26 protein-coding genes are annotated in these 23,482 nt (G+C 55.7%); 13 read left to right on the forward strand and 13 right to left on the reverse strand.

Features of this window, described 5'->3' with window-relative positions; translation table 11 throughout:
- Positions 1-191 precede the first annotated feature (191 nt).
- From RGM3321_RS23760 to RGM3321_RS23815, 12 genes are all read left to right on the forward strand, one after another.
- Complete coding sequence (locus RGM3321_RS23760) at positions 192-968, forward strand: ABC transporter permease (protein ID WP_244395067.1); 777 nt, start codon at positions 192-194, stop codon at positions 966-968.
- Positions 965-1,669 carry an ABC transporter ATP-binding protein gene (locus RGM3321_RS23765; protein ID WP_244395068.1) on the forward strand — a complete coding sequence of 235 codons (705 nt, stop codon included), beginning with the start codon at positions 965-967 and terminating at the stop codon, positions 1,667-1,669. Before RGM3321_RS23760 ends, RGM3321_RS23765 begins: the two co-directional genes overlap by 4 nt.
- Positions 1,670-1,727: 58 nt before the next feature.
- Complete coding sequence (locus RGM3321_RS23770) at positions 1,728-2,489, forward strand: glycosyltransferase family 2 protein (RefSeq protein ID WP_244395069.1); 762 nt, start codon at positions 1,728-1,730, stop codon at positions 2,487-2,489.
- Between the two features lies 1 nt (position 2,490).
- Entirely contained in the window at positions 2,491-3,105 is a 615-nt protein-coding gene (locus tag RGM3321_RS23775) for a phosphodiesterase (RefSeq protein WP_244395070.1), read from the forward strand.
- A 7-nt stretch (positions 3,106-3,112) separates the two neighbouring features.
- A complete protein-coding gene (locus RGM3321_RS23780; protein ID WP_244395071.1) occupies positions 3,113-3,751 on the forward strand; it encodes an HAD family phosphatase in 639 nt (212 codons plus the stop codon).
- Positions 3,748-4,479, forward strand: a complete 732-nt coding sequence (locus RGM3321_RS23785) for a glycosyltransferase family 2 protein (protein ID WP_244395072.1) — start codon at positions 3,748-3,750, stop codon at positions 4,477-4,479. Before RGM3321_RS23780 ends, RGM3321_RS23785 begins: the two co-directional genes overlap by 4 nt.
- The gene (locus RGM3321_RS23790; protein WP_244395073.1) at positions 4,476-4,796 is read left to right on the forward strand and encodes a hypothetical protein; all 321 of its coding nucleotides are present in this window, start codon (positions 4,476-4,478) and stop codon (positions 4,794-4,796) included. Before RGM3321_RS23785 ends, RGM3321_RS23790 begins: the two co-directional genes overlap by 4 nt.
- Before the next feature lie 3 nt (positions 4,797-4,799).
- Positions 4,800-6,575, forward strand: coding sequence for a hypothetical protein (locus tag RGM3321_RS23795; protein ID WP_244395074.1), 1,776 nt, complete (start codon positions 4,800-4,802; stop codon positions 6,573-6,575).
- Positions 6,572-7,177: a hypothetical protein gene (locus tag RGM3321_RS23800; RefSeq protein ID WP_244395075.1), complete on the forward strand. Its 606-nt coding sequence runs from the start codon at positions 6,572-6,574 to the stop codon at positions 7,175-7,177. Before RGM3321_RS23795 ends, RGM3321_RS23800 begins: the two co-directional genes overlap by 4 nt.
- Positions 7,178-7,219: 42 nt before the next feature.
- On the forward strand, positions 7,220-8,263 hold the full coding sequence (locus RGM3321_RS23805) for a WavE lipopolysaccharide synthesis family protein (protein WP_244395118.1): 1,044 nt from the start codon (positions 7,220-7,222) through the stop codon (positions 8,261-8,263).
- Between the two features lie 192 nt (positions 8,264-8,455).
- On the forward strand, positions 8,456-10,735 hold the full coding sequence (locus tag RGM3321_RS23810; protein ID WP_244395119.1) for an autotransporter outer membrane beta-barrel domain-containing protein: 2,280 nt from the start codon (positions 8,456-8,458) through the stop codon (positions 10,733-10,735).
- Positions 10,735-11,586, forward strand: a complete 852-nt coding sequence (locus RGM3321_RS23815; RefSeq protein WP_244395076.1) for an alpha/beta hydrolase — start codon at positions 10,735-10,737, stop codon at positions 11,584-11,586. Before RGM3321_RS23810 ends, RGM3321_RS23815 begins: the two co-directional genes overlap by 1 nt.
- 31 nt (positions 11,587-11,617) lie before the next feature.
- On the opposite strand, the gene RGM3321_RS23820 is transcribed toward RGM3321_RS23815, so the two are convergent.
- Complete coding sequence (locus RGM3321_RS23820; RefSeq protein ID WP_024662678.1) at positions 11,618-11,890, reverse strand: helix-turn-helix transcriptional regulator; 273 nt, start codon at positions 11,888-11,890, stop codon at positions 11,618-11,620.
- A 19-nt stretch (positions 11,891-11,909) separates the two neighbouring features.
- Entirely contained in the window at positions 11,910-12,155 is a 246-nt protein-coding gene (locus RGM3321_RS23825; RefSeq protein ID WP_060400217.1) for a helix-turn-helix transcriptional regulator, read from the reverse strand.
- 121 nt (positions 12,156-12,276) lie between these two features.
- Between RGM3321_RS23825 and RGM3321_RS23830 the strand changes: the two genes are divergently transcribed.
- Positions 12,277-12,639: a hypothetical protein gene (locus tag RGM3321_RS23830; protein WP_244395077.1), complete on the forward strand. Its 363-nt coding sequence runs from the start codon at positions 12,277-12,279 to the stop codon at positions 12,637-12,639.
- Positions 12,640-12,932: 293 nt separating this feature from the next.
- Here the strand turns inward: RGM3321_RS23830 and RGM3321_RS23835 are convergent, their stop codons facing one another.
- The 11 genes from RGM3321_RS23835 to RGM3321_RS23885 all read right to left on the reverse strand — a co-directional run bounded on the left by RGM3321_RS23835 (position 12,933) and on the right by RGM3321_RS23885 (position 23,365).
- Complete coding sequence (locus RGM3321_RS23835) at positions 12,933-14,021, reverse strand: macro domain-containing protein (RefSeq protein ID WP_244395078.1); 1,089 nt, start codon at positions 14,019-14,021, stop codon at positions 12,933-12,935.
- Positions 14,018-14,662 carry a DUF4433 domain-containing protein gene (locus tag RGM3321_RS23840; protein ID WP_244395079.1) on the reverse strand — a complete coding sequence of 215 codons (645 nt, stop codon included), beginning with the start codon at positions 14,660-14,662 and terminating at the stop codon, positions 14,018-14,020. The genes RGM3321_RS23835 and RGM3321_RS23840 overlap by 4 nt, the downstream gene beginning before the upstream one ends.
- Positions 14,659-15,072: a DarT ssDNA thymidine ADP-ribosyltransferase family protein gene (locus tag RGM3321_RS23845; protein ID WP_244395080.1), complete on the reverse strand. Its 414-nt coding sequence runs from the start codon at positions 15,070-15,072 to the stop codon at positions 14,659-14,661. The genes RGM3321_RS23840 and RGM3321_RS23845 overlap by 4 nt, the downstream gene beginning before the upstream one ends.
- A gap of 268 nt (positions 15,073-15,340) precedes the next feature.
- A complete protein-coding gene (locus RGM3321_RS23850) occupies positions 15,341-16,072 on the reverse strand; it encodes an XRE family transcriptional regulator (RefSeq protein WP_244395081.1) in 732 nt (243 codons plus the stop codon).
- Between the two features lie 357 nt (positions 16,073-16,429).
- Complete coding sequence (ppa, locus tag RGM3321_RS23855; protein ID WP_002551870.1) at positions 16,430-16,957, reverse strand: inorganic diphosphatase; 528 nt, start codon at positions 16,955-16,957, stop codon at positions 16,430-16,432.
- A 110-nt stretch (positions 16,958-17,067) separates the two neighbouring features.
- Positions 17,068-17,877: a M90 family metallopeptidase gene (locus tag RGM3321_RS23860; protein ID WP_244395082.1), complete on the reverse strand. Its 810-nt coding sequence runs from the start codon at positions 17,875-17,877 to the stop codon at positions 17,068-17,070.
- 3 nt (positions 17,878-17,880) lie between these two features.
- The gene (locus RGM3321_RS23865) at positions 17,881-18,528 is read right to left on the reverse strand and encodes a DedA family protein (protein ID WP_011169678.1); all 648 of its coding nucleotides are present in this window, start codon (positions 18,526-18,528) and stop codon (positions 17,881-17,883) included.
- Between the two features lie 188 nt (positions 18,529-18,716).
- Positions 18,717-19,175, reverse strand: coding sequence for a GNAT family N-acetyltransferase (locus tag RGM3321_RS23870; protein ID WP_244395083.1), 459 nt, complete (start codon positions 19,173-19,175; stop codon positions 18,717-18,719).
- A gap of 83 nt (positions 19,176-19,258) precedes the next feature.
- Positions 19,259-20,107 (reverse strand): ethanolamine ammonia-lyase subunit EutC, encoded by an 849-nt coding sequence (eutC, locus tag RGM3321_RS23875; protein ID WP_244395120.1) that lies wholly within the window; start codon positions 20,105-20,107, stop codon positions 19,259-19,261.
- Between the two features lie 11 nt (positions 20,108-20,118).
- The gene (locus RGM3321_RS23880; protein ID WP_244395084.1) at positions 20,119-21,513 is read right to left on the reverse strand and encodes an ethanolamine ammonia-lyase subunit EutB; all 1,395 of its coding nucleotides are present in this window, start codon (positions 21,511-21,513) and stop codon (positions 20,119-20,121) included.
- A 331-nt stretch (positions 21,514-21,844) separates the two neighbouring features.
- On the reverse strand, positions 21,845-23,365 hold the full coding sequence (locus RGM3321_RS23885; RefSeq protein ID WP_004666377.1) for an aldehyde dehydrogenase family protein: 1,521 nt from the start codon (positions 23,363-23,365) through the stop codon (positions 21,845-21,847).
- Positions 23,366-23,482: the final 117 nt, after the last annotated feature.

A 23,482-nucleotide genomic window follows, 5' to 3' on the forward strand; every position in this document is an offset into this window, starting at 1 on the left:
CTCGGGTGGACCATTTAGCTGCCGTCGGTAGTTTGTAGAATATTCCTACAGTAACTAAGGCGTCGTCCTATAGCTGTAACTCTGTAAAAGAAGAGAACATGTGCTCGCAGCATGAGGCCATAAGGTTATCCATTTATGATCTTGATTGTCAAAATCGTTTTCTGATCTACCTATCAATAGCTGGATACCGTATGTCGTCATCTCGCAGTGCAAGCTTCATGAAGTGGCGTGACCTGATCATCAATCTCGTGTCCAAGGAAATTAAAATCCGTTACATGGGTGCGACGCTCGGCTTCGTTTGGTCATTGGGAAATCCGCTAGTAGTTACACTTACGTATTACACGGTCTTCACCTATATCCTGCCCAGCAGTCAGGACCGCTTTGCGCTTCATCTGGTAACAGGTGTCGTCCACTGGATGCTTCTGGCGCAAATAGTTTCACAGAGCGGGGAATGGCTCATCAATAATGGCAACCTCATTCGGAAGTTACGCTTCCCGCGTATATTGCTACCCGTCTCCGGGGCATTGTCGATTGCAGTGTTCTGGGCGGGCTGCATGCTCGTGTATGCATCGTTATTCCCCATGCTGGGTGGTGTGTTTTCACGCGCTCTGTTTTTTTATCCCATTGTACTGATTGCGTTCATGGCGCTGATCATGGGGTTCGGTCTGGCGCTTAGCGTCATTCAAGTGACTGTAAGGGATGCAAAACACTTCATCGACGTATTTCTGCCCCTGCTGTTCTGGTTGACGCCAATTGTGTGGGTCACCTCCGCGCTGCCCGAAGGTATCGCCAGCATAGCGGCCTACAACCCGGTAGCCCTTTATTTCGATAGTTTCAGCAGCATTTTGCATGCCGGGGTCGTTCCAGACACCCGCGATCTGCTGCTTTGCGTGTTAATGGGGGCCGCGTCGTTGCTTACCGGCCTGCTCATATTCAGGAGGGTGGACGACGTGGTGGAGTATTTATGAGCCGTGTTGTCATCAAGGCGGAAAATCTTACCAAGCAGTTCACTCTTCGCCACAACAGGGGCGGTTTGAAGAGCAAGTTTCTAGGTCTGTTCGATGCTCGATACCGTGAGCATGCCGAAACGTTTACGGCAGTCAACGACGTGTCGTTCACCTTGCATAAGGGGGAGTCGCTTGCACTTGTGGGGCATAACGGTTCAGGTAAAAGTACGCTGTTACAGCTGGTTTCACGCATTCTTGTTCCCACCAGCGGGCGTTTGACTACGGTGGGTCGTGTAGCCCCTTTAATAGAAATCGGTGTGGGCTTTCACCCTGATCTGACAGGGGAGGAGAATATCTATCTCAATGCCAGCCTGTTCGGGTTAAGTAACAGGGAAGTGCGTTCGCGTTTCAACGAGATTGTTGATTTTTCCGGGCTGGGAAACTTCATTGATACTCCGGTCAAGAACTATTCGTCGGGCATGTACATGAGGCTTGGTTTTTCGGTGGCGGTTCATGTTGAGCCACAGGTCTTGCTGGCTGACGAAGTGCTCGCTGTCGGGGACGAAGAGTTCAAGCGCAAATGCCACGAGCGAATTCGCACTCTGCAGGATGACGGCATGGCCTTGATTCTTGTTACTCACGCGGTAGAAGAGGGCAAAGAGTTTTGTCAGCGCTATTTGACGCTTGAGCGTGGCCGGATGATCGAACACGGTTGTTATTGATTCATTGCAGTCAGCGCCACTTCGTCAACTTCAAATCACCGATTAAAAAGAGATTTTCATGCTGCAAATTATCGTTCCGATGGCGGGTGCCGGAAGTCGCTTTGCGGTCGCGGGTTACACCGACCCCAAGCCGTTGATCCCTGTGCATGGTGTACCGATGATCAAGGTCGTGATTGACAACCTGACGCCGGATTGTCCGCACCGATTCATCTTCATCTGTCAGGCGGATCAGGTCGCAACCTATTCGCTGAGGGAAAAGCTGAATGCCTGGGCACCTGGATGCGACATCGTCGAACTCGGTGGGCTGACAGGTGGCGCTGCGTGCTCCGTTTATGCCGCCAGGCACCTGCTCGACTATAGCCAGCAAGTGATGATTGCCAACAGCGACCAGTATGTCGATGTGGACATAAACGCTTATCTGCAGGCAATGAACGAAAGTGACGCAGCGGGCTTGATCATGACGATGAAAGCCTGCGATCCGAAGTGGTCGTTTGTGGGCTTCAGTGCAGAAGGCCTCATCACTCGCGTGGTGGAAAAAGAGGTCATCTCTGATGAAGCCACCGTCGGCATCTACAACTTTCGCAGCGCAGGTCAGTTGATATCGGCCATCGAGACAATGGTCATGAAAGATCTTCGCGTCAATGGCGAGTTCTATGTTGCGCCGGCCTACAACGAGATCATCGGGCGCGGTGCCAAAGTGATTCATTACAGCATTGGCGCAGAGGGTCATGGCATGTATGGCCTGGGCATACCGGCAGACCTGAATCAATTCCTGTCGTTGCCGCTAAGCAGGCAGGCAGCTTCGGGGAAACAGGCCTGATATGCAGATCATCAGTCATCGCGGCTATTGGTTGCAAAAGCCGGAGCGCAATTTTCCCGAAGCATTTCACCGGTCATTCGACCTTGGTTTTGGCACAGAAACCGATGTCCGTGACGTGGCGGGTCAATTGGTTATTTCCCACGACATGCCCGTCGGAGGCGAGCTGACGCTTGATGGGCTGCTCGGCATCATGGCGGGTCGTAATCTGCCACTGGCCATCAACATCAAAGCTGATGGAATGGCGCAGGCGCTTACCAAAACCTTCGCTCGATACGGTCACACCAACTGGTTTGCCTTCGATATGGCGGTACCGGACATGCGCAGTTACTTTCACGCGAACGTCATCACTTACACCCGCCTCAGCGAAGTTGAACCGTTCCCAGCCTGGATCGAACAGGCCGCAGGTGTCTGGCTTGACGGTTTTGAGGGGGAATGGTTTTCCAGTCAGGTCATTGGCGATCTTCTATCCCGGGGTAAGCAGGTGTGTGTGGTGTCACCCGAGTTGCACGGGCGTGAACATGGCGGCCTGTGGCAGCAATTGCTTGAATTCGGGGCGCAGGACGGTTTAACGATTTGCACTGATATTCCCGCAGACGCAGCCACTTTCTTCAAGTGAGGCAATCATGATCAAGGCAGTGATTTTCGATATGGATGGCGTCCTTATTGAAGCCAAGGAATGGCATTACGATGCACTGAACAAAGCCCTCAGTCTGTTCGGCTACAACATCAGTCGCCATGAACACCTCACCGCCTACGACGGTCTGCCCACCTCGCGCAAACTCGACATGCTGAGCGTCGAGCGCGACCTGCCGGTTGCGTTGCACGCGTTTATCAACGAAATGAAGCAGCAGTACACCATGGAGATCGTTTACGCCCAGTGCAAGCCGACGTTTGTGCATCAGTACGCGTTGTCATCGTTGAAAACAATGGGCTACAAGCTGGCGGTTGCATCCAACTCCATTCGCAACACCGTGGAGGTCATGATGAACAGGGCAGATCTGGAGCAATACCTCGATTTGCAGCTCTCCAACGAGGATGTCAAACATGCCAAGCCCGCTCCCGATATCTACACCAAGGCCATCAGACAACTGGGCCTGAAGCCCGATGAATGCCTGATCGTCGAAGACAACGAAAATGGTATCAAAGCCGCCAGAGATTCCGGAGCCCATGTTCTGGTCGTGGCTGAAACCTGCGATGTAAACCTCAATAACATCCTTGGCAAGGTCGAAGAAATCAACGTCGACAAGGTGGCTAGCCTGTGAGCGCATTGAACATCATTCTGCTTTCGGGAAAGAAGGGAGAGACGCCGCCCAGCGACGGCGAGTACCCCGAATATCTGTGCGAATGCAATGGCAAGCCACTGATCCATACGCTGATCGACAACTGCGCTGCGCTTGAGCCGCGCAGGATCATATGCACATTCTCGAATGACGATGTCACCCGGCTGCACCTTCGCAACATGGTCCAGCAAATGCACCCTGCGGCCAGTGTTCTGCCCATTAATAAAGTCACCCGGGGTGCCGCCTGCACGGCGCTTCTGGCGAGTGGGCAAATCGACAACGATGATGAGTTGTTGATTCTCAGTGTCAGTGATTTTCTGGATATAGAGCTGCTTGATGCCGTGCGTGTGTTTCGGGACAGCGATGAAGATGCCGGCGTGGTTATCTTCAATTCACTGCACCCTCGCTATTCATTCGCACGTCTGGATAGCAACTGCCGGGTCATTGAAGCTGCCGAAAAAAATCCGATCAGTCCCCACGCCATTGCGGGCGTGTACTGGTTCAAATCCGGTTCACTGTTCGTGGCGGCGGCGAAAGAGATGATTCGCAAGGATGCCAGGGTCAATGACAACTTCTATATAGCACCCGCCCTCAATGAGCTGGTGCTGTTACAGAAAAAGATCGGTGCCTACCGGATCGAACCCAATCAGTACCGGCCACTGAAAACCAATAGTCAGCTTCACGCTTTCGAAGCAGGAGAAATGCGATGAAAACGGCAATACTGCAAGACATGGTCAGAGGCTGGTTTGTGGGCGGCTTCGAGCCTGCTGCTTTCAGTACCGAGTCCTGTGAGGTCGGGGTCAAGATTTACCAGGCAGGCGAAAAGGAAGCTGCCCATTATCACAAGGTTGCCACCGAGATCACCGTGCTCATTTCCGGGTCCGTCAACATGTGCGATCAGGTCTGGCATGCAGGTGACATCATCGTTCTGGAGCCGGGCGACATCACTGCGTTCGAAGCGCTCACTGATGCAACCACCGTTGTCGTCAAGGTGCCCGGTGCGCTTGCCGACAAGTACGTCGTCTGAACCATGAAAACGACCCATCTTCAGCACCATCCAAGCCTTGGTTACCTTGCTGCGGGCAGCCTGCGTAACCTCCCGGTGGGGCTACTGCTGCCCCATGAATGTTCAGGTTTTGTTTCGTTCCGCGCCCATCCGTTTCGTAAGCCGGAGCGGGTAATCAAAAACCTGCATGCCGCACAGCGTCCGTTATCCATGTATGGCTCGGGTGGTTACTGCTTTTATGGTGTCCAAAGTGATTCACCGCTGGCTCCACTGCTGCTGTGGGACGGTGCGCACTTTCTGAATGTTGGCGAGAAGATTACAGTTATCGAGGATACTGAGTTTGATTGCTATCTGGACCGTGAATATTTTGCCGGATCACTCAAGGTAATCGAACGCTCGGCCACCTCTGTCACCTACAAAAAGGTAGCAAGGCTGGCGGCAGAATTCGATGACGATCTTGATGGCTGGAGCTTTTGCCTTCCTGTGGGGCCAGGAGACGCCACGGTCCTGAATGCGGTAGTGAAGCGCATTCTGGAAATCGATGTCCCGCGCAAGGAGATACTTCTGTGCGGCACACCGGGAAGCAACTTCGCCTATTTCGACAAGGTCCGCATCGTGGGGCAGGACATTACTGCTCCGCCAGTGCAGATCTGCAAGAAGAAAAATCGTCTCGCTATGGAGGCCGGATTCAGCAATCTCGTGATCCTGCATGACCGCGTATTTCTGCCCAGGAATTTTGGAGAAATCGTACGTCGCTTTGGTCCGCGATATCCGTTGATGACGCTGCAAAGCATGTTTTTCGACAATCGGCTCAGTATGCACCCTCGCCGCTATTCGGATTACGGCATGGCTTTGGGCGCGATAGCCAACGGTCTTCAGGGGGTGAGCCGAAACTGCAGCGATGCAGCGAGTATCGCCCCGTCAATTTTTCCAGAGATCGAGCGGACCGGTTTCAGTTATGCCAGTGCCATGCGTTACAACAGCGACTCCAGCTACCCGACCGGCAGTCTCTACATCTGCCGGAAGGAAGTGTGGAATGCCTTCCCGTTGGACGAGTCTTTGTATTGGGTTGAATTTGAAGACATTGAACACGGTATGCGCCTGTCAAAAGCTGGCGTACCTTGCAGGGTCAATCCATTCGGCATTACGCAATCAATCACCTCCCGTGCGCTATTGGGGTCAGAGACTTTAGTGCAATCAGCAAGTGGCGAACTTGGACGTATAGGCCCGCGTTACTTCTCGGTTCTGAACAGGAAGCCTCTGATCAACATCTCCAGCAAAACGGCTCTCGCCAGGCTGCACCATTTCGCAAGAAAGTACCTCGTCAACCCTGCAGCAGTGAGTATACCGACCGGTGTTTGTCGCATAGGTGTTCAAGCCTGGATCGAACTGATCAATCATGTCGTTCAACAATCCACGTTCAAAAACGATATTGGAACGGTCAGAGAATTTATCAGCGACTTTGAGAGGCTGGTGTTGTTTGACCAGCTCCCAAGTACGCGGCAAGAGTTTCTGGTCAATCGCTTCCTTGCAGACCCTGTGCTGGCCAAGCAGACGCTGATCACCCAGAGCTGTGAAGTGCGCAATATGTTGCGTCAACGCGGTACGCAAACATGGTTTGTACGTCAGCAGGATGATTACTTTCACCACAACCTTCTGTCGCTCCCCGGCATTTTGATTTCTGCGCTTCTTGCTTACAGAAACAACGGGAAAATCTTTTATTTTGAAAGCGTGTGGGCTGCGGTGAAGGCTATCTATAACTCTACTCCCTTCAAGTCCTATGCCAGAGGTTCAAAATGAAGATATTCGTCGTGTCTCATTTGAGCCCGGGGCCGGCCAGTCATGAGCTGATCTGTCAGCTGTCCCACATCCAGCACGCGTATAGAACGACTATCCCGGTGCTTGTCATCGATGACCGCTACAACCTGACCGAACTGCCCATCAGCGATCTACCGACGGACCACGTCCAGTTCAGTCTGGAAGACTTTCTTCACGAAAATGGCCTGAGCGGCATCGAGGCGAACAGCGTTGCGCGTCATATGGATAAAGTCGAAAGCGACTGGGTGCTGATTGATTTTGGCCAGCATGACTCTGCTACCTGCATGGACTTCATCCAGAAAATGGCTCGCTACAACTATCTGAGCACCAGGCTTCGAAACCGAAACATCGTGATCATGGTGCCTGCCATGCACCTCGGTATCTACTCGCGAACCCTCAATGCGTCGTTCAATAACCTGCCTTCAAGCACAACAGCCGCAGCTCGTTCGGCTCAAATCGGGAGGTTATTCATGGTCACTCGTCTCGAGACGTTGCTGATCAGCCTGCCAATGCTGGCTGGAGTCCTGCGTCGCATGCATCGTCTTTTTTTGCGCGTCTTTCGGCGTGCTGCGAGATTCATCTGAATGATCTGTTCTCGTCGTCATTCCCCATTAAAGGTTAAGAACATGCCTCATCTTGTGGCCGTTGATTCCAGAAAAATCAGCGTGGTTATCCAGGGGCCTCTTTATCGCAACCTGAGCCCCCAGCGGAATATCTTCGCCTGCATCGCATCGGTCAGGACACACCTGCCGCATGCGGAAGTCATCGTCTCTACCTGGCGTCATGAAGATACTTCTGCGGTTGAGGCGGATCAGCTCATCATGTCGGATGATCCGGGTGCCTTTGTCGACGATGCCGGTAATCAGATCAACATCAATCGCATGCTGCGATCAACGTTGTGCGGTATTAATGCCGCCTCAAGACCGTATGTCATGAAAATGCGCGCCGACCACAACCTGACCAGCTCTGCACTGGCTGTCATAGGCCAGTCAGAAGATACCGAGCCTGGCGAAACACGGCTGTTCGAGACGCCCATTACCACCACGACGCTCTACATTCGTGACCCTGAACGGTTACCGATGTTGTTCCACATATCGGATCTTGTTCAGTTCGGCACGCGCGATGCGATGCTCGCCATGTGGGAGCAACCATTGTTCGAAAGGTGCGCGCTTTTCAATAAAAGGCCGTCTCGCAACCCGTTTGGCAACTTCATTGGCTACACGTCTGCGCGCATGGTGACCGAGCAGGCGCTGATGCTGGGTGTCATGCGCAGGAAGGGCATTGACGCCCGGCTCGCACGACCCTGCGAGGTAGGGTTGAGCAATCTAAAGTTATGGGACAACGTCTTGAGGCGCAACTTCAGAGTCCTGAATCACTTCGAGGCCGGGGTAGATTTCCCGGAACGCTTTCTGACCAGCCGCCGCGTATTGACCACACTCTACAAGGCCTCTGCGATAGAGCAATTGCAGGGTCTTGATCCGAAGCGTTACAGGCTGAGAATAGCGCGCATTTGGCTCAATCAGTACCTGCTGACCTGCCTGCGCCCCGGCTGGTGGGTGTCCTTTGCGACCATAGTACTGTTCAGCAGTTCGCCGACTCTTGCGAAGCGCATTCGTTCGTACTGGCGCACGCTGAGGAAGGTCGCGCATGCGGAGTCTTATCGGGTCTAGTCATCCCGACCCGAGTGCTTCCACGATGTTAACGAAGTGCGACTGTATCGATAATATTTGATGTTATTTCAAGTAAGTTACTTTATTCTCGCCGCGCTCTTCTGGATGGCTAATCGCCACTTCTTTGCTGCGGCACGTTCTCGCTACGCATGGAAGCGCCCCCAACATAAGGAATGAATCGTGAACGCTGTGATGTTTCGCAAGACCCTTCTCGCCATGGCTGTGGCTGCAACTGCCGTTCCGGCTTTTGCTGAAACAGTCCAACTGACTAACGGTGGCTATAAAAGCGAGCGTCAGACCCATACCGGCAATCTTGAGATCAACGGTGCCTATGCGGGGAGTACGGTTAAAGATGCGATTCAGCTAAGTGGTTCGACCATTGAAAAGAACCTTATCCTCAACGGGAACATCAGTGGCTCCGGCACCTTTGCCAGTGGTGAAGGTGCCAAAGGCATCAGCCTGGAAGGCGGCAAGATCAACGGCAACGTCATCAACCACGGTCTGGTTGAAGTTTCCGGTCAAAGCGCAAGGGCCCTGGACGTCGCCACGAGCCTGAAATTCTTCGAAAACCATGGCAGCCTTTCCGCTAGCGGCGCGGGGTCTCAAGGTCTTCGAATCGATGGGGCCACCATGATAGGCAATAGTGCGGACATAACCAACACCGGGACGATCCGCGGCGAGAGCGCTGCTATCGTGATGGGCACCACCAAATTCTCTATGATCGGCGCTCAGCCTTGGTACATCGAACGGGGCGACTTCAATATCTATAACGAAGGTTCGATCATTTCTGCTGACAGGGCCATCGACGCTTCTGGAAGCAATCGTCCGATCGAGCTGATTCTGAGAAAGGGCAGCGTCGTTGTCGGTAACCTGATCGACGTGAGCAATATCGAGCTGGAGGGGGATACTTCCTTCACGGGTACTGACAGCCGTAAAGATGGCTACAACATTCGCCTGAAGAGCGGCGGATCGGTTTACGTTGGCGGCACCTCCGACAGTCCTACTACCATGACTTTCGAGTCTGCACACAGCAGCATTAACGGCGATCTGTATGTTGACGGCAATTCGGCGCTCGGCCTTAATCTGAGCAAGGCCACTGATACTAAAACCGCGGTGCTGAAAGTTACCGGCATTACTCAGTTCGAACCGGGAGCGCAAGTAAAGCTCGCGGCCAAGGGTGACGACTTCAGCGCCAACGGCACTGCTTACAAGCTTATCGAAGCAGGCAAGATCGAACTGCTGACCAAGGATGGAAACGCGGTCGATCCTGCCGGCAAACTCGATGTGGTCAGTACCTCGGCGCTGCTTAAAATCGACAGCTATACCGTTGACGGCAAAAACGTGGTGGCTGTGGTCACCGCCAAGGGCAGGGAAGAGGTCGCTCAGGTAGTTGCCGACAACGGCGGTTCAGTTAATGAACAGACCACACTGGTCAACCTGACCGGCGACAGCATCATCAGCAAGCTGAACGACAGTGATGCGTTCAAACAGCTTTTGCTGAACGCTGACGGCGGGCAGCTTGCCAAGCTGGCCTCGCAGCTGTCGCCGGAGGTCAGCGGCGGTGCCAGAAGCGCCGCTACTACCAGCCAGGGTCTGATCAGTAACGTAACGGGCAGCCGCACCAGCTCGATACGCGGCGCGTCTTCTGGCGAAGGTTTCAAGAATGCCGGGGTTTGGGTCCAGTCGCTTTACAGCGACGCCACTCAAGGCCAGCGTGACGGGATTGCTGGCTATAACGCTTACAGCAGCGGAGTCGCTGTGGGCGCTGACGGCAAACTCAATGACAACCTGACGCTGGGCCTGGCCTACAGCTTCATCAATACCGACGTGAATGGCAAAAGTGGCAACAAAACCGAAGTCGACAGCCATGCATTCACGCTGTACAGCGGCTTCGAACAAGGCAATTACTTTGTCGATACAAGCCTGACTTACGGCCTCAATGACAACCAGGGCAAACGCAGCATTGCAGGTACGCGTGCCAAGGCAGATTACGACAGTGGCCTGCTGGGGCTGAATCTGGTGGGTGGTTACACCTATCACGTCAACCCGCAAGTATTGGTCGAACCACGCCTGGCAGCGCGTTACAGCCAAGTGAACATCGACGGCTATCGTGAGAAAGGCTCGTCGGCTGCGTTAAAGGTTGAAGACCAGCGTTATGAAACCATTGAGCTGGGTGCAGGCATGCGCGTGGCTGGCAGTTTCCTCGTGGGCGCAGGAACGCTGGAGCCACAAGCCAAACTGATGGCTTACCACGACTTCGCCGCCGACGAAGCACAGAGCACATCGACCTTTTTGCTCGGCAGTACACCGTTTGTAACCAGCGGTGCCAAGACTGTGCGTGACAGTTACGAAGCGGGCGTGGGTGCCGACTACAAACTGGGTGCAGTTACACTGGGCGTCAACTACGACTACATCGGGAAATCGGGCTTCGATGCCGATGTGTTCTCCGCAAAAGTGCGTTACGACTTTTGATGTGGAGTTACCGCCTCGGTCGAAAACGCTTGGGCGGTATCCTTGCCGTTGTGATGGCGCTGCTGTTGAGCGGTGCCATTGCCGGTTGTCAGTCGCCGCGCGCTGATCTACAGCAATTGGCGGAACAGCATGGCCGACGGATGCAGATTCTGTCGGCTCAGCCCCTTCCACTGGCGGCGCTATTACCTCCAGAGACTTTCAGGACGAACCGTCTGCGAGTCTATCTGGAAGGCGACGGTCATGCCTGGGCCACCGCCACTCAACCCAGTCTCGACCCGAGCCCACGTAAGCTGCTCGTGGCGCGGCTGGCAATCAACGATTCCACTCCCAGCGCCTATCTTGCGCGACCTTGTCAATTCATCATGGGCCCGGTCTGCAACTCTGCACTCTGGACCAGTCGCCGCTTCTCCCAGGAAGTGGTCACCAGCCTCAGCAGCGCGCTGGACCAGATGAAAAAACGCTACGGTAATAACGAGTTCGAGCTGATTGGTTATTCAGGTGGCGCAACCCTCGCGTTGCTGCTGGCTGGACAACGAAACGACATCACCCGGATCCAGACCATCGCCGGCAATCTCGCCCCGAATCAGTGGACCCAGCTAAAAGGACTTTCGCCTCTCACTGGATCGTTGGACCCACTCGATTACATTCAGCGCCTGGCCTTGATACCCCAGCGTCATTTGTCGGGAGCGCGTGACGAAATGATCCCGACTGAACTGGCAAAGGGTTACACCAGGCAACTGGGCAACGGTGCGTGCAGCCAGCTGATTATCCTCTCGGGACCGAGTCACGAAGACGGGTGGGAAGAGGTCTGGAAGCTGTGGAGAGGGCGGGACGTAGAAGTCTGTCCGTGACAGTCTGTGGTTGAGCAGAACGTACGGCATCTCACCCGTTACGCAGACGTTCATGCAGCATCTCCAACAAAGCTTGCTGACTCATCGACGCCTGCTTTGCATAGCACGATACCAGCAGCTCAAGCGGATGAATTCCGATCCTGGTCGCGAGCTGATCCAGCTTCTCAAGCGTCGGGCTCTTCAACCCGCGTTCGATCTCGGACAGATACGTCCTGCCACTGACCCCGACAAAATCCTCCTGCGTGAGACCCTTCGCTTCGCGCGCTTCTTTCAGTGCTGCTCCGATTGCGTTGCTCAGATCCATGGCGCTGCTGTCGCGATCTTCAATCATGGCGAGCCATCGATTCCAGCTTACTGAGCAACGCATATGGATCAGTCCCGATCCCCCGACAGACATCCATGAACTCAATGACATCGAGCCTGCGCTCGGCATTCTCTGTCTTTGAGACAAAAGACTGCGGCCGCCCTAGCCTGACGGCTAATTCTTTTTGCGTCATACCGGCTGCGTTGCGCGCTTCCAGCAAAAGATCAAGCAACGCCTGGTAGCGAGCGTTATGGATGGTTTTCACTTGGGCACGCCGTCTGAATAGTCCGGCTACCTAAATAAACCCGATTTGGGATTATCCCAAAATAGGTTTTTCGATTAAGATATGTACCTCAAGGATGTACGCACACGTTCAAGGAGGTCTTATGAAAATCAGAAAAGCCCAGTTGCTGCGCCGTAGGCGTCTTTACCTTGGCTTGTCGCTTACGCGAAACCTATGTCCACAATGTCGCGCGCCAAAGCAACGCTGTAGTGTCATCTCATCCGCCCCAGTACCTGATGTCATGAGTCAGCGCCAAATCGTCAGCGCAATGTACGCCTATCTCATGACCAGCTGGGAAGAACTGCCCGAACAGAACAAGCGTGCGCTCGGCTTCGATTCAATCGTGGGCGGTGAAGAGGAAGAGGCAGCGCTGAATCGATTGGCAACGCTGTTTATGGAGTACGCGGATGTTTCCCTACGCAGGGCGCTGGTGGCGCGGCGGAGGCGTTTGGGGGAGGGAAAGTGATTGAGCGCCGAACGCGACATCTCAAAGAGTTATTCCCGAACCTGAGGGGCTGGTCAACCAGTAATCTCAAATACCCGCACTTCTTTTGCGCCGCATTGCCTGGATCTTCGATTTGGTCAGCGAGCTGATGACCAAACTGAACAGCGCCTTCGAACGCGATAGCTATGCCTGGCAGACTGTTTTGCTCTGCTGCAGTACGCCGGGGAAAAACGTCACGAACCGACCGGTTGAAATGAGCGTTGTCTTCGCAGCGGGCTACTATTTTGATAGTCAAAACAGAGCGTAGATGAGACCTAGGGGGCGGCTATCTCTGGACTGAGATTGCTAACAGTCAACCGCTTTAACGCAATGCCGAGAGCTTGATCGTCGAACAGCCTGCTTTTCCGAGCCGCCGCACCTGCGCCCCCATCCCAATGTTTCAATGCTTCGCGCACTGCCGGAACCGTTGGAGAAACTCCCGACTTACTCAATAACCAGTCAACCGTCGCCAACAGCTCCATGCCGAAAGGCGACTCAAAGCCGTCAATCAGCTCTGCGGTGCGCTCCAGAGCTTGGGAATATTCCTTGGCCTCTGTTTTCAGATAGGTTTGCAGAAAAGCCTTACGGCCCTCGTCAAACCAGATCACGTCGTTAATACCTGCGTCGCTGATGCGTTTATCGCAATGCAGGTAGCTGCCATCGAGATTGTCGAGTAGATGCTCAAGGCGATTGGCGTATGGCCCATATTTGTGGGCTACAAATTTGAGATCCAAGGGGTTCGTTGCGCTTGGCAAGCGTTCTATCGAACGCTCCAGAAACCAAGCGAGCTTCTGAATCTCAAGCAGGCTACATTCCATGCCCAAAACCCAGTAACGCCGAACGAGTTCGGCGATGAGTGCACGTGCAGGCGTCAGCTTCTCGACACCGCTGCGCTTTGCGACATTCAGATATTGGTCGGTGGGTTCAAAGACAAGTACATCGACATCCAGATCACTCAAGACATCAACAATCTGCTCACGGACCTCTACCCATTTCAAACCGCCATTACCAGCACCGAGAGGTGGAACTGCTACGGATTTCACTTGGTTATCGATCAAAAAGCGGCGCAGGTCCCGTAAGCCTTCAGTTATCCATGCCATCTGCGAGGGGGACCGCCAGTGACGCTTGGTAGGGAAATTCACTATCCAGCGCGGCCCGTCCAGCTCGTTGACTGCCGTTACGTGAACCTTTCCGGTCTCTACCTCACCAGCCTTGCACGCCGCCGAATAGAGGCGATAGTTTTCGGTAAAGCGCTCCTTGAACATCAACGCAATGCCTTTTCCCATCACGCCTACGGTGTTCACCGTGTTGACGAGAGCTTCGGTATCTGCTTCCAGCAGATTGCCTTGGGTGAATCTGATCATTGGAAATACCATCCCGGACGCGCGTGGACAGGCAAGGTCAGACCTCTGGCGGCAACGTCTTGCTCAATGCGTTCTTTCGTTGCATCGTCGTAGCACATGATGCCAAGGAGTCCTGTGATCGGTAGGTGATGGTGAATGAGCGCTTCGGCCTGGTAACGCTCCATCCTACGTGGATCATCAGCATCGCGCTTGAAATCGCGTCGCTGGATTATAGACCAGTCGACCCGGTCAAGATCTGCCAGATCGCTGTAGTAGTCGGTCCAGTCGGGATAGGCATGTGCGTTGGTGAAGACGAAAGCGAGACCGAGATGTTCGGAGCGGGGAAGGCTTGAGACCAGAATCACTATCTCTTCATTGCTACGCTGCTGAACGCTCCACCCGGACTGGATGTTTTTCATCATCACAGAGAAAGGTGTGAAGTAGAACGGCACGTAGTCAGACAATACGCCCCCGGGAGCAATGGGAACAACGCGGTTGCGGCGTTTGTCGATCAGGTCGGTGTTGCCGATGTTCACATAATACGGTGCCTGCACGTTGGAGCTGGCGCAATGTAGGCCGTTATCCAGAATCCAGGGCAGATTATCGCGATGGACGATCCGCCAAATCAGAGCTTTTTCTGGATTCAGACTGCGATAAATCATCTAAGAAACATTCCCCTGTTCACCCCGAGCTGCACATTAAAACCAGCGTCGCGCATTTTAGCCCCGCAGAAGGCCTCAATCTCGGCATTCGAAACAAAAATCTTGAAGAAATCTTGAGGGTAAACAATATTGGGCGATAGGCACTCTGCCATGCAGACGCTTTTACATTCGGCATCATGATAGTCCCTTACATTCATGACGGCCCAATTGATAGCTTCGAAGCCTTCGGCATAGTCGAGTAGCTGAATGGCATGATTAGCTAGTGGGTGTTTAGGGATGATCTTCCAGCGGTTTTTGAGCGCGAAGTTTCGATGAATCGTGATCACGGCAAATTGAAGGTCAGGCCTGCTGCGCTGGACGCTTCCTTGTGCTGGCGGAGATTCATGTTGCTTAAGATAGCGAATATCCACTGTCCAGCCGCAGTAAGAAAGCTGTCGGCATTAAAAAGCCGGCTTGTGGCCGGCTTCTCGTAGGCGGTTCTGATCTATTTTTGATAGACCACAATCGCCTTCAACAGATGCGCCTCTTGAAGCAGCGCGAATAGGCAACAGGGCAAACGGATCACATGCCCCGTTCAAGCACCGCATCGCATGACTGCGTCAGGTGCTCTGGATGGCGAACAGGATACTGAACTTCGCCTCCCATGCCCAGCCCGAATGCCTTTCAGCCGTAAACGCTTCATAACAGCAGCATGGCATTGCGTCGGCTGTTCAGGGTCGACCACCAGAATATCCAGCCCAGAATCCGTATTTTCTCCCGGTCAATGTCTTCGGCGCTGAACAGTTCGTCCGGGTATTCGGCGTCGTTATGGCTGCGCAGGCGCAGACCGCCATTGGGCATGCGGTAGAGGTAGCGCACGCGCAGGATGCCGCCGTGCTCGAGGGCGTAGATTTCGCCGTCGATGACCTGGGTCAGTTCGCGGTCGATACCGAGAATCGAGCCGTCCTGGATCTTGTCGGCCATGCTGTTGCCGACCATGGCGACACACATGCAGTTTTTCGGGTCGATGCCCATGGTTTGCAGAACTTGCAGGGGCAGGCGGATTTTTTGCCCGGGGGCTTCGGAAAGGACGGTTTTGCCGACGCCATGAGTGGATTCGACCTCCGTGTAGATCTGAATTTCCACATCGCCGCGCAGGACGTTTCTGGTCTGCTGGATGACCATTCGGGTGTCGTCACCGGTGTTTTCGTTGGTCGATTCATTGGGATGTTTGGGCCCGTCGCCCGTACGCAGCCAGCGTGCGTTTACGGTTAACAGTTCAGCCACCTCATCAATCCGCGCCATGGGCACGCCACGCTTGAACCAGTTATTGACGTGTTGCGGCGTGATTTTGCGGTTGGCCGCAAAGTCAGTCGCTGTGAGATGGCACTCCCGAAGGAGGATGCGGAGTCGATCGCCTGATGTATTCATAGGGCGGAGTCTACGGACGTCGCTTGGGCGTTTAAATGAACGAGGTGTTGAGATCGACGTTATCCCAAGGGGGGGGCGGCTATCCGGACTACGGATGGAATGAATATAGTGTAGGCAGATTCCGTAATAGCGTTTTTTGGGCTAAACGACGTACCGGGCGTTTACCCTTGCTATACGGGCATTAACGAACTGTTTATCGAGCGCCTAAAAATCGAACACATTTTTAAACATGTGCGCTACAAAAAAACCGGATGGGTGTGTTTCAAGGAACGGTACTGGCGGGGAGCAGCGGCGGGGAAGGGGGCAAGCGTGTTTCAGGGCACGCGCGTGGCGTGCCCTGAAACGCCAGATCAGTGATCAGCCTTTGAACGCTGCAACCGATTTGGTGATCTCGGCGCGGGCCGCGTCAGCATTGCCCCAACCTTCGATTTTCACCCATTTGCCTTTTTCGAGATCCTTGTAGTTCTCGAAGAAGTGCTTGATCTGCTCAAGCAGCAGGGCTGGCAGATCGGTGTACTCTTTCACGTCGACATACAGCTGGGACAGCTTGTCGTGTGGCACTGCGATAACCTTGGCATCGCCACCGCCGTCGTCAGTCATGTGCAGAATGCCGACCGGGCGGGCACGAATGACCGAACCTGGGGACACCGGGTAAGGCGTCACCACCAGCACGTCCAGCGGGTCGCCGTCGTCAGCCAGCGTGTTAGGGATGAAACCGTAGTTGGCCGGGTAGAACATCGGGGTGGCCATGAAACGGTCAACGAACAGGCAATCGGTTTCTTTGTCGATTTCGTACTTGATCGGCGCGTGGTTGGCCGGGATTTCGATCGCGACGTAGATGTCGTTCGGCAGGTCTTTGCCTGCCGGAATCTTGCTGTAGCTCATTGGGCATTGCCCCCATAGTTGACCAGACAGATTTTGGCGCGAACCGCCAAAAAGTGGTCCGGATTATAGGCATATTCTGTTTTGGTTGCCACGCATGGCCTTGGCCGCTGTCAGTTGTCCCGGTAAGCCGGGTCCTGCTGGCGCAGCAGGTTCAGTCGGGCCAGGGTGTCTTGCCGGTAAAACGCCTTCAGTTGTTCGTAGACTGCCGGGTAACTGTCGTGCAGCAGGTCGGGTGCGCTGAAGAAGTATTCGCTGGTCACGGCGAAAAACTCGGCAGGGTCTTCTGCGGCATAGGGATCAATGGTGGTTTGCGCCTCAGGGTTGTCGTCCAGTTGCCGATTGAGGTCATCGAACGCGCGTTGCATGATCCTCGCCCATTCGGTCACCTGCATGTCGCTGTGCAGCGGCGGCAGCCCATTGGCGTCGCCGTTGAGCATGTCGAGCTTGTGCGCCAGTTCATGGATCACCAGGTTGTAGCCATCCCAGTCGCCGCTGCTCAACACGCCCGGCCAGGCCAGAATCACCGGGCCCTGCAGCCAGGCTTCGCCGCTGTGTTCGCCGTCCCACTCGTGCTCTACGCCACTGGCATCGCGATGGCGCTGCGGGCTGACGAAGTCGTCGGGGTACAGCACGATCTCGTGAAAGCCCTGATACCAGTTCAGTTCGCCCAGTTTCAGCAGAGGCAGTTGCGCCTGGGCGGCGAGAAACAATCGCTGCTCGTCATCCAGATCAACGCCCGGCAGTGCACTGAGGTGTTTGTCATTCAGAAACAGTACGCAGGCGTCACGCAATTGCGCATGCTGCCCGCTGTTTAAGCCATCGAGGATTGGCAGACGTCCGCGCACCTTCTGCCACAGCTCGTCAGCAACCGGGTGTCTGGCGAGCGTACGCTGCCTGCGCCAGTTGCTGAATGACCACATGACTCAGCGCGCGTCTGCCGGAGGCGCGCTACGGCTGCGAACCACACCAATGATCATCGGCACCAGCGACAGCAGGATGATTGCCAGTACCAGCAAGGTCAGGTTGTGCTTGATGAATGGCACGTTGCCGAAGAAGAAGCCCAGTGTCACCAGGCTGCCGACCCACAGCACCGAGCCCAGTACGCTGAAACCCACGAAACGCGGATAGGACATTCTGCCTACACCGGCCACGAATGGAGCAAACGTGCGGATGATCGGCAGGAAACGCGCGAGTGTTACGGTTTTTCCGCCGTGGCGTTCATAGAAATCCTGGGTGCGCAGCAGGTAGTCGCGGCGGAAGATGCGCGATTTTGGGTTGCTGAACAGTTTCTCGCCCGCAGTGCGGCCAATTACGTAGTTGGTGCTGTCGCCCAGAATCGCCGCCAGCATCAGCAGCCCGGCCAGCAGGACCGGGTCCATGCCGCCGCCGGCAGCCACGGCTCCGGCGATGAACAGCAGCGAGTCGCCCGGCAGGAAGGGCATGATCACCAGCCCGGTTTCGCAGAAAATCACCAGAAACAGAATCGCGTAGACCCACGTACCGTAGTTGGTCACTAACAGGTCAAGGTAGACGTCGAGATGCAGAATAAGGTCCAGCGGGTTGAAATCCATTAAGGCACCTGAGGCGAGAACCCTGTCCGGGGTCGCATGCGGAAGAAACGACTGTTCAGTATGCGCGGCATTATAGAAGCAGAATGCGCAGAAGGGGCTTCGGAATAAACGCTGGGTTTTTATGTGTGACGACTGGAGCAGTCTGTTGCGCTGACGCGGCTTGGCTTCCGGTCAGCGCGAGCGGGTGATCAGTCCTGATTGATGGGCAGCACGTAGTTTTTGAACTGCGAATCTTCCTTGAAACCGATGGACTCATAGACTTTTTGCGCCACCTCGTTATTGCTGCTGGTCGACACGCGCAGTCGTACTGCATGCGTTTCCTTGGCCATCTTCTTCGCCTGTTTCATCAAGTGATCGGCGACCAGTTGGCGGCGCGCGTCCTCGGCAACATAGATGTCGTTGAGAATCCATACCCGCTTGAGCGACAGCGATGAGTAGCTGGGATACAGCTGGCAAAAACCCAGCAGTTTGCTCTCGTCATCCTTGGCCAGCGCCAGATAGATCACTGACTCGTCACGACGCAGGCGTTTTTCGAGAAAGTCCCGCGAGGAGTCCGGGAAAGGTGACTCACCGTAGAACTCGCGGTACTTGATGAACAATGGGCAAAGCATGTCCAGGTGTTCGAGAGTCGCTTTGATGATCCGCATGGTTGGCCTCAACTTCCCTATGGGCTGATGCAGTGCGCCGGGATGATTACGCGATCCTGCCCGGCGACTTTAGAAAGCACAATCTAATGTGGTGCGGCCGGGCCGTCGAGCAGGAAATTGCCGATCGGCTTGTCTGAATGCTCGGCAGAGCCGTCTGACTCAAGGGTCTGCAGTTGCGCTTCGTCTTTAAGATTGACCCCCGAGATCTGCCGCCTGCAGGCCTCGCGCATCAGGTACAGCAGCCGATGGGCTGCCATGCCGTAGCTCAAGCCCTCCAGGCGCACGTTGGAAATACAGTTGCGGTGCGCATCATTCAACCCGACCTTCGGCGCGTAGGTGAAATACAGCCCCAGACTGTCCGGTGAGCTTAGGCCCGGGCGCTCGCCAATAAGGATCACTACCATTTTCGCGCCGAGCAGTTCGCCCACCTCGTCAGCCACGGCGACGCGGCCTTGCTCGACCATTATCACTGGCGAAAGGGACCAGCCCTCGGCGTTTGCCTGCTCTTCCAGGCGAGTGAGAAAAGGCACGGCATGTCGATGCACGGCCAGGGCTGAAAGACCGTCGGCGACCACTACCGCCAGATCGAGACCGCCCGGATAAGCCGCCGCGTACTCGCGCAGTGCCTGCGCAGACTCTTCATTCAGGCGTCGGCCCAGGTCCGGGCGTTGCAGGTAGCTGTCGCGGTCGGCAGCAGCGCTGTGCAGCAAAATGGTTTCACGACCTTTCTCGGTCAGTTGCGCGCTGATCGCGGCATGATCGAAGGCCAGATGCACTGCATCGCGCGCCTGGGCATGTGCCGCTTGAAAGTCGAGCTGCGCGGAGGTGGGCAGGCTGGTGCCGGTTCTCCCCAACGCGATGCGTGCGGAGGTAAGGCGGCGTAGCTCCAGCCAAGGATTGGCTGGCGCGGCGTTGTCTGGTATTTCGTTCATCGGCTGATCACTCATGCGAGGTGCGCCAGTGCCTGGCGGAACGCAGGCGGCAGGCTGTCACCGAAGCGGACGCGGCCGTCGGTCTGGGTGAAGATGCCCATTTTCTCCAGCCAGGCCTCGTACTCCGGTGCGGGACGCAGGCCCAGGCTTTGCCGGGCATACAGCGCGTCGTGGAACGAGGTGGTTTGATAATTGAGCATGATGTCGTCGGAGCCGGGAATACCCATGATGAAGTTGATCCCGGCGACCCCCAGCAGCGTCAGCAGGGTATCCATGTCGTCCTGATCGGCCTCTGCGTGGTTGGTGTAGCAGATGTCACAGCCCATCGGCACGCCCAGCAGCTTGCCGCAGAAGTGATCCTCCAGACCGGCGCGGATGATCTGTTTGCCGTTGTACAGGTACTCGGGGCCGATGAAACCGACCACGGTGTTGACCAGAAACGGGTTGAAATGCCGGGCGACGGCGTATGCGCGGGTCTCGCAGGTCTGCTGGTCGACGCCATGATGCGCGTTGGCCGACAGCGCGCTGCCTTGTCCGGTCTCGAAATACATCAGGTTTTGCCCGAGGGTGCCGCGATTCAGGCTCAGGCCCGCTTCATAGCCTTCCTGCAAAAGCTTGAGGCTGATGCCGAAGCTGGCGTTGGCGGCTTCAGTGCCGGTGATCGACTGAAACACCAGGTCGACCGGCACGCCACGGTTGATCACTTCAATGGAGGTGGTGACGTGGGTCAGTACGCAGGACTGGGTCGGTATTTCATAGCGCTGGACGATGGCGTCGAGCATTTCCAGCAGGGCGACGATGGACGAGGTGCTGTCGGTCGCCGGGTTGATGCCGATCATGGCATCGCCATTGCCGTACAGCAGGCCGTCGAGCACGCTGGCGGCAATGCCGGACGGGTCGTCGGTCGGGTGATTGGGTTGCAGGCGTGTCGACAGCCGGCCGCGCAGGCCCATGGTGTTACGGAAGCGCGTCACCACGCGGATTTTCTGCGCCACCAGCACCAGATCCTGCACGCGCATGATCTTTGAAACGGCGGCAGCCATTTCCGGGGTCAGGCCGGGGCCCAGTGCGCGCAGACTGGTTTCGTCAGCCTTGTCGCTGAGAAGCCAGTCACGAAAGCCGCCGACCGTCAGATGGCTGACCGGGGCGAACGCCTGTTTGTCGTGGGTATCAATGATCAGCCGGGTGACTTCGTCCTGTTCGTACGGGATCAGGGCTTCTTCAAGAAAGTGCTTGAGGGGAATATTCGCCAGCGTCATCTGCGCTGCAACGCGCTCGCCGTCGCTTTGCGCCGCAACCTCGGCCAGATAATCACCGGAGCGCGCGGGGCTGGCCTTGGCCATGACTTCTTTGAGGCTGTCGAAGCGGTACGTCTGCGCACCGACAGAATGGGAAAAGCTCGCCATACAGATTCTCCATGACGTCGCGCTGTTTGCGTCGGACGTAGTCTTTCGGGTGAACCGGTGACGTCCCGGTTCAAACGACTGTGGGAAGCGATGCAAGCAATTAATACTCCATCCCGGCCGGGAGTGCGAGTTTGCAACCATGAACAGAGGATTCAGAGCAAAGATGCATCACGCCAAGGCGCGATGCCAAGGCGCGATGCACAGGGTTGGTGCGCGATGCTTTTTGAGATGACTATTGCGCTGACCCCGCGCATTTGAGATCGGACGCAGAGCGTCCAGAGCGGCGTTACCACGCTGGAGCGTGGTAACGATAGTCGGACAATCAACTGGCCTAGAAAAAACCCAACGGGTTGGTGTCGTAGCTCACCAGCAGGTTTTTGGTCTGTTGATAGTGCTCAAGCGCGATTTTGTGGGTTTCGCGGCCGACGCCGGACTTCTTGTAGCCACCGAATGCGGCGTGGGCCGGGTACAGGTGGTAGCAGTTGGTCCAGACTCGCCCGGCCTTGATCGCCCGGCCCACGCGGTAGGCGCGGTTGATGTCGCGGGTCCACAAGCCTGCGCCGAGGCCGAACTCGGTGTCGTTGGCGATGGCCACAGCCTCTGCTTCGTCCTTGAAGGTGGTGACGCTGACCACCGGGCCGAAGATTTCTTCCTGGAACACACGCATCTTGTTATTGCCTTTGAGCAGCGTCGGCTGGATGTAGTAGCCGGTGGACAGGCTGCCTTCCAGCTTTTCTACCTTGCCGCCGGTCAGCAGCTCGGCGCCTTCGCCCTTGGCGATGTCCAGGTACGAAAGAATCTTGTCGAATTGTTGCTCGGATGCCTGAGCGCCGACCATGGTGTCAGTGTCCAGCGGGTCGCCGCGCTTGATCTTCTCGACCTTGCGCATCACCGCTTCCATGAACTGTGGATAGATCGACTCCTGCACCAGTGCTCGGGACGGACAGGTGCAGACTTCGCCCTGATTGAAGAACGCCAGCACCAGGCCTTCGGCAGCCTTGTCGATGAACTCAGGCTCAGCGCTCATGATGTCTTCGAAGAAGATGTTCGGCGACTTGCCGCCCAGTTCCACGGTGGACGGGATGATGTTATCCGCCGCCAGTTTCATGATGTGCGAGCCGACCGGTGTCGAGCCGGTGAACGCGATTTTGGCGATGCGCTTGCTGCTGGCCAGCGCTTCGCCTGCCTCGCGACCATAACCCTGCACGATGTTCAGCACGCCGGGAGGCAGCAGATCGCCGATCAGTTCGATCAGCACGCTGATCCCCAGCGGGGTCTGTTCGGCTGGCTTGAGCACGATGCAGTTACCGGCAGCCAGCGCAGGAGCGAGTTTCCAGGCGGCCATCAGGAGCGGGAAGTTCCACGGGATGATCTGCCCGACCACGCCCAGCGGCTCATGAATGTGATAGGCAACAGTATTACCGTCGATTTCGGCAGCGCTGCCTTCCTGCGCACGCAGCACGCCAGCGAAGTAGCGGAAGTGATCGGCGGCGAGCGGGATATCAGCGTTGAGGGTTTCGCGGATCGCTTTGCCGTTGTCCCAGGTTTCAGTGATGGCCAGGACTTCGAGATTGGCTTCAATACGATCGGCAATTTTCAGGAGCACCAGCGAGCGGGCCTGCACCGAGGTCGAGCCCCAGGCTGCAGCAGCTGCGTGCGCAGCGTCGAGGGCCTTTTCGATGTCTTCGGCAGTGGAGCGCGGAAATTCGGCGATGGCCTTGCCGGTGACGGGCGAGGTGTTGGTGAAGTATTGGCCTTTGACCGGTGCGACGAACTCGCCGCCGATATAGTTACCGTAGCGTTCCTTGAAATTGACGATAGCGCCTTCGGTACCGGGATGAGCGTAACGCATGATATGTCTCCTGGTTCTTGTTGTGAGGGAGTCTGTGTCGATTCTGCCTTCGGGTATCTGGCAATAAGCGTTCAAGAATAGGCCAATTGCATCCGGCCGTGGCTAGGACTTTAGGCT

This window comes from Pseudomonas sp. RGM 3321 (assembly GCF_022836805.1).
In the GTDB taxonomy this organism is placed as follows: domain Bacteria; phylum Pseudomonadota; class Gammaproteobacteria; order Pseudomonadales; family Pseudomonadaceae; genus Aquipseudomonas.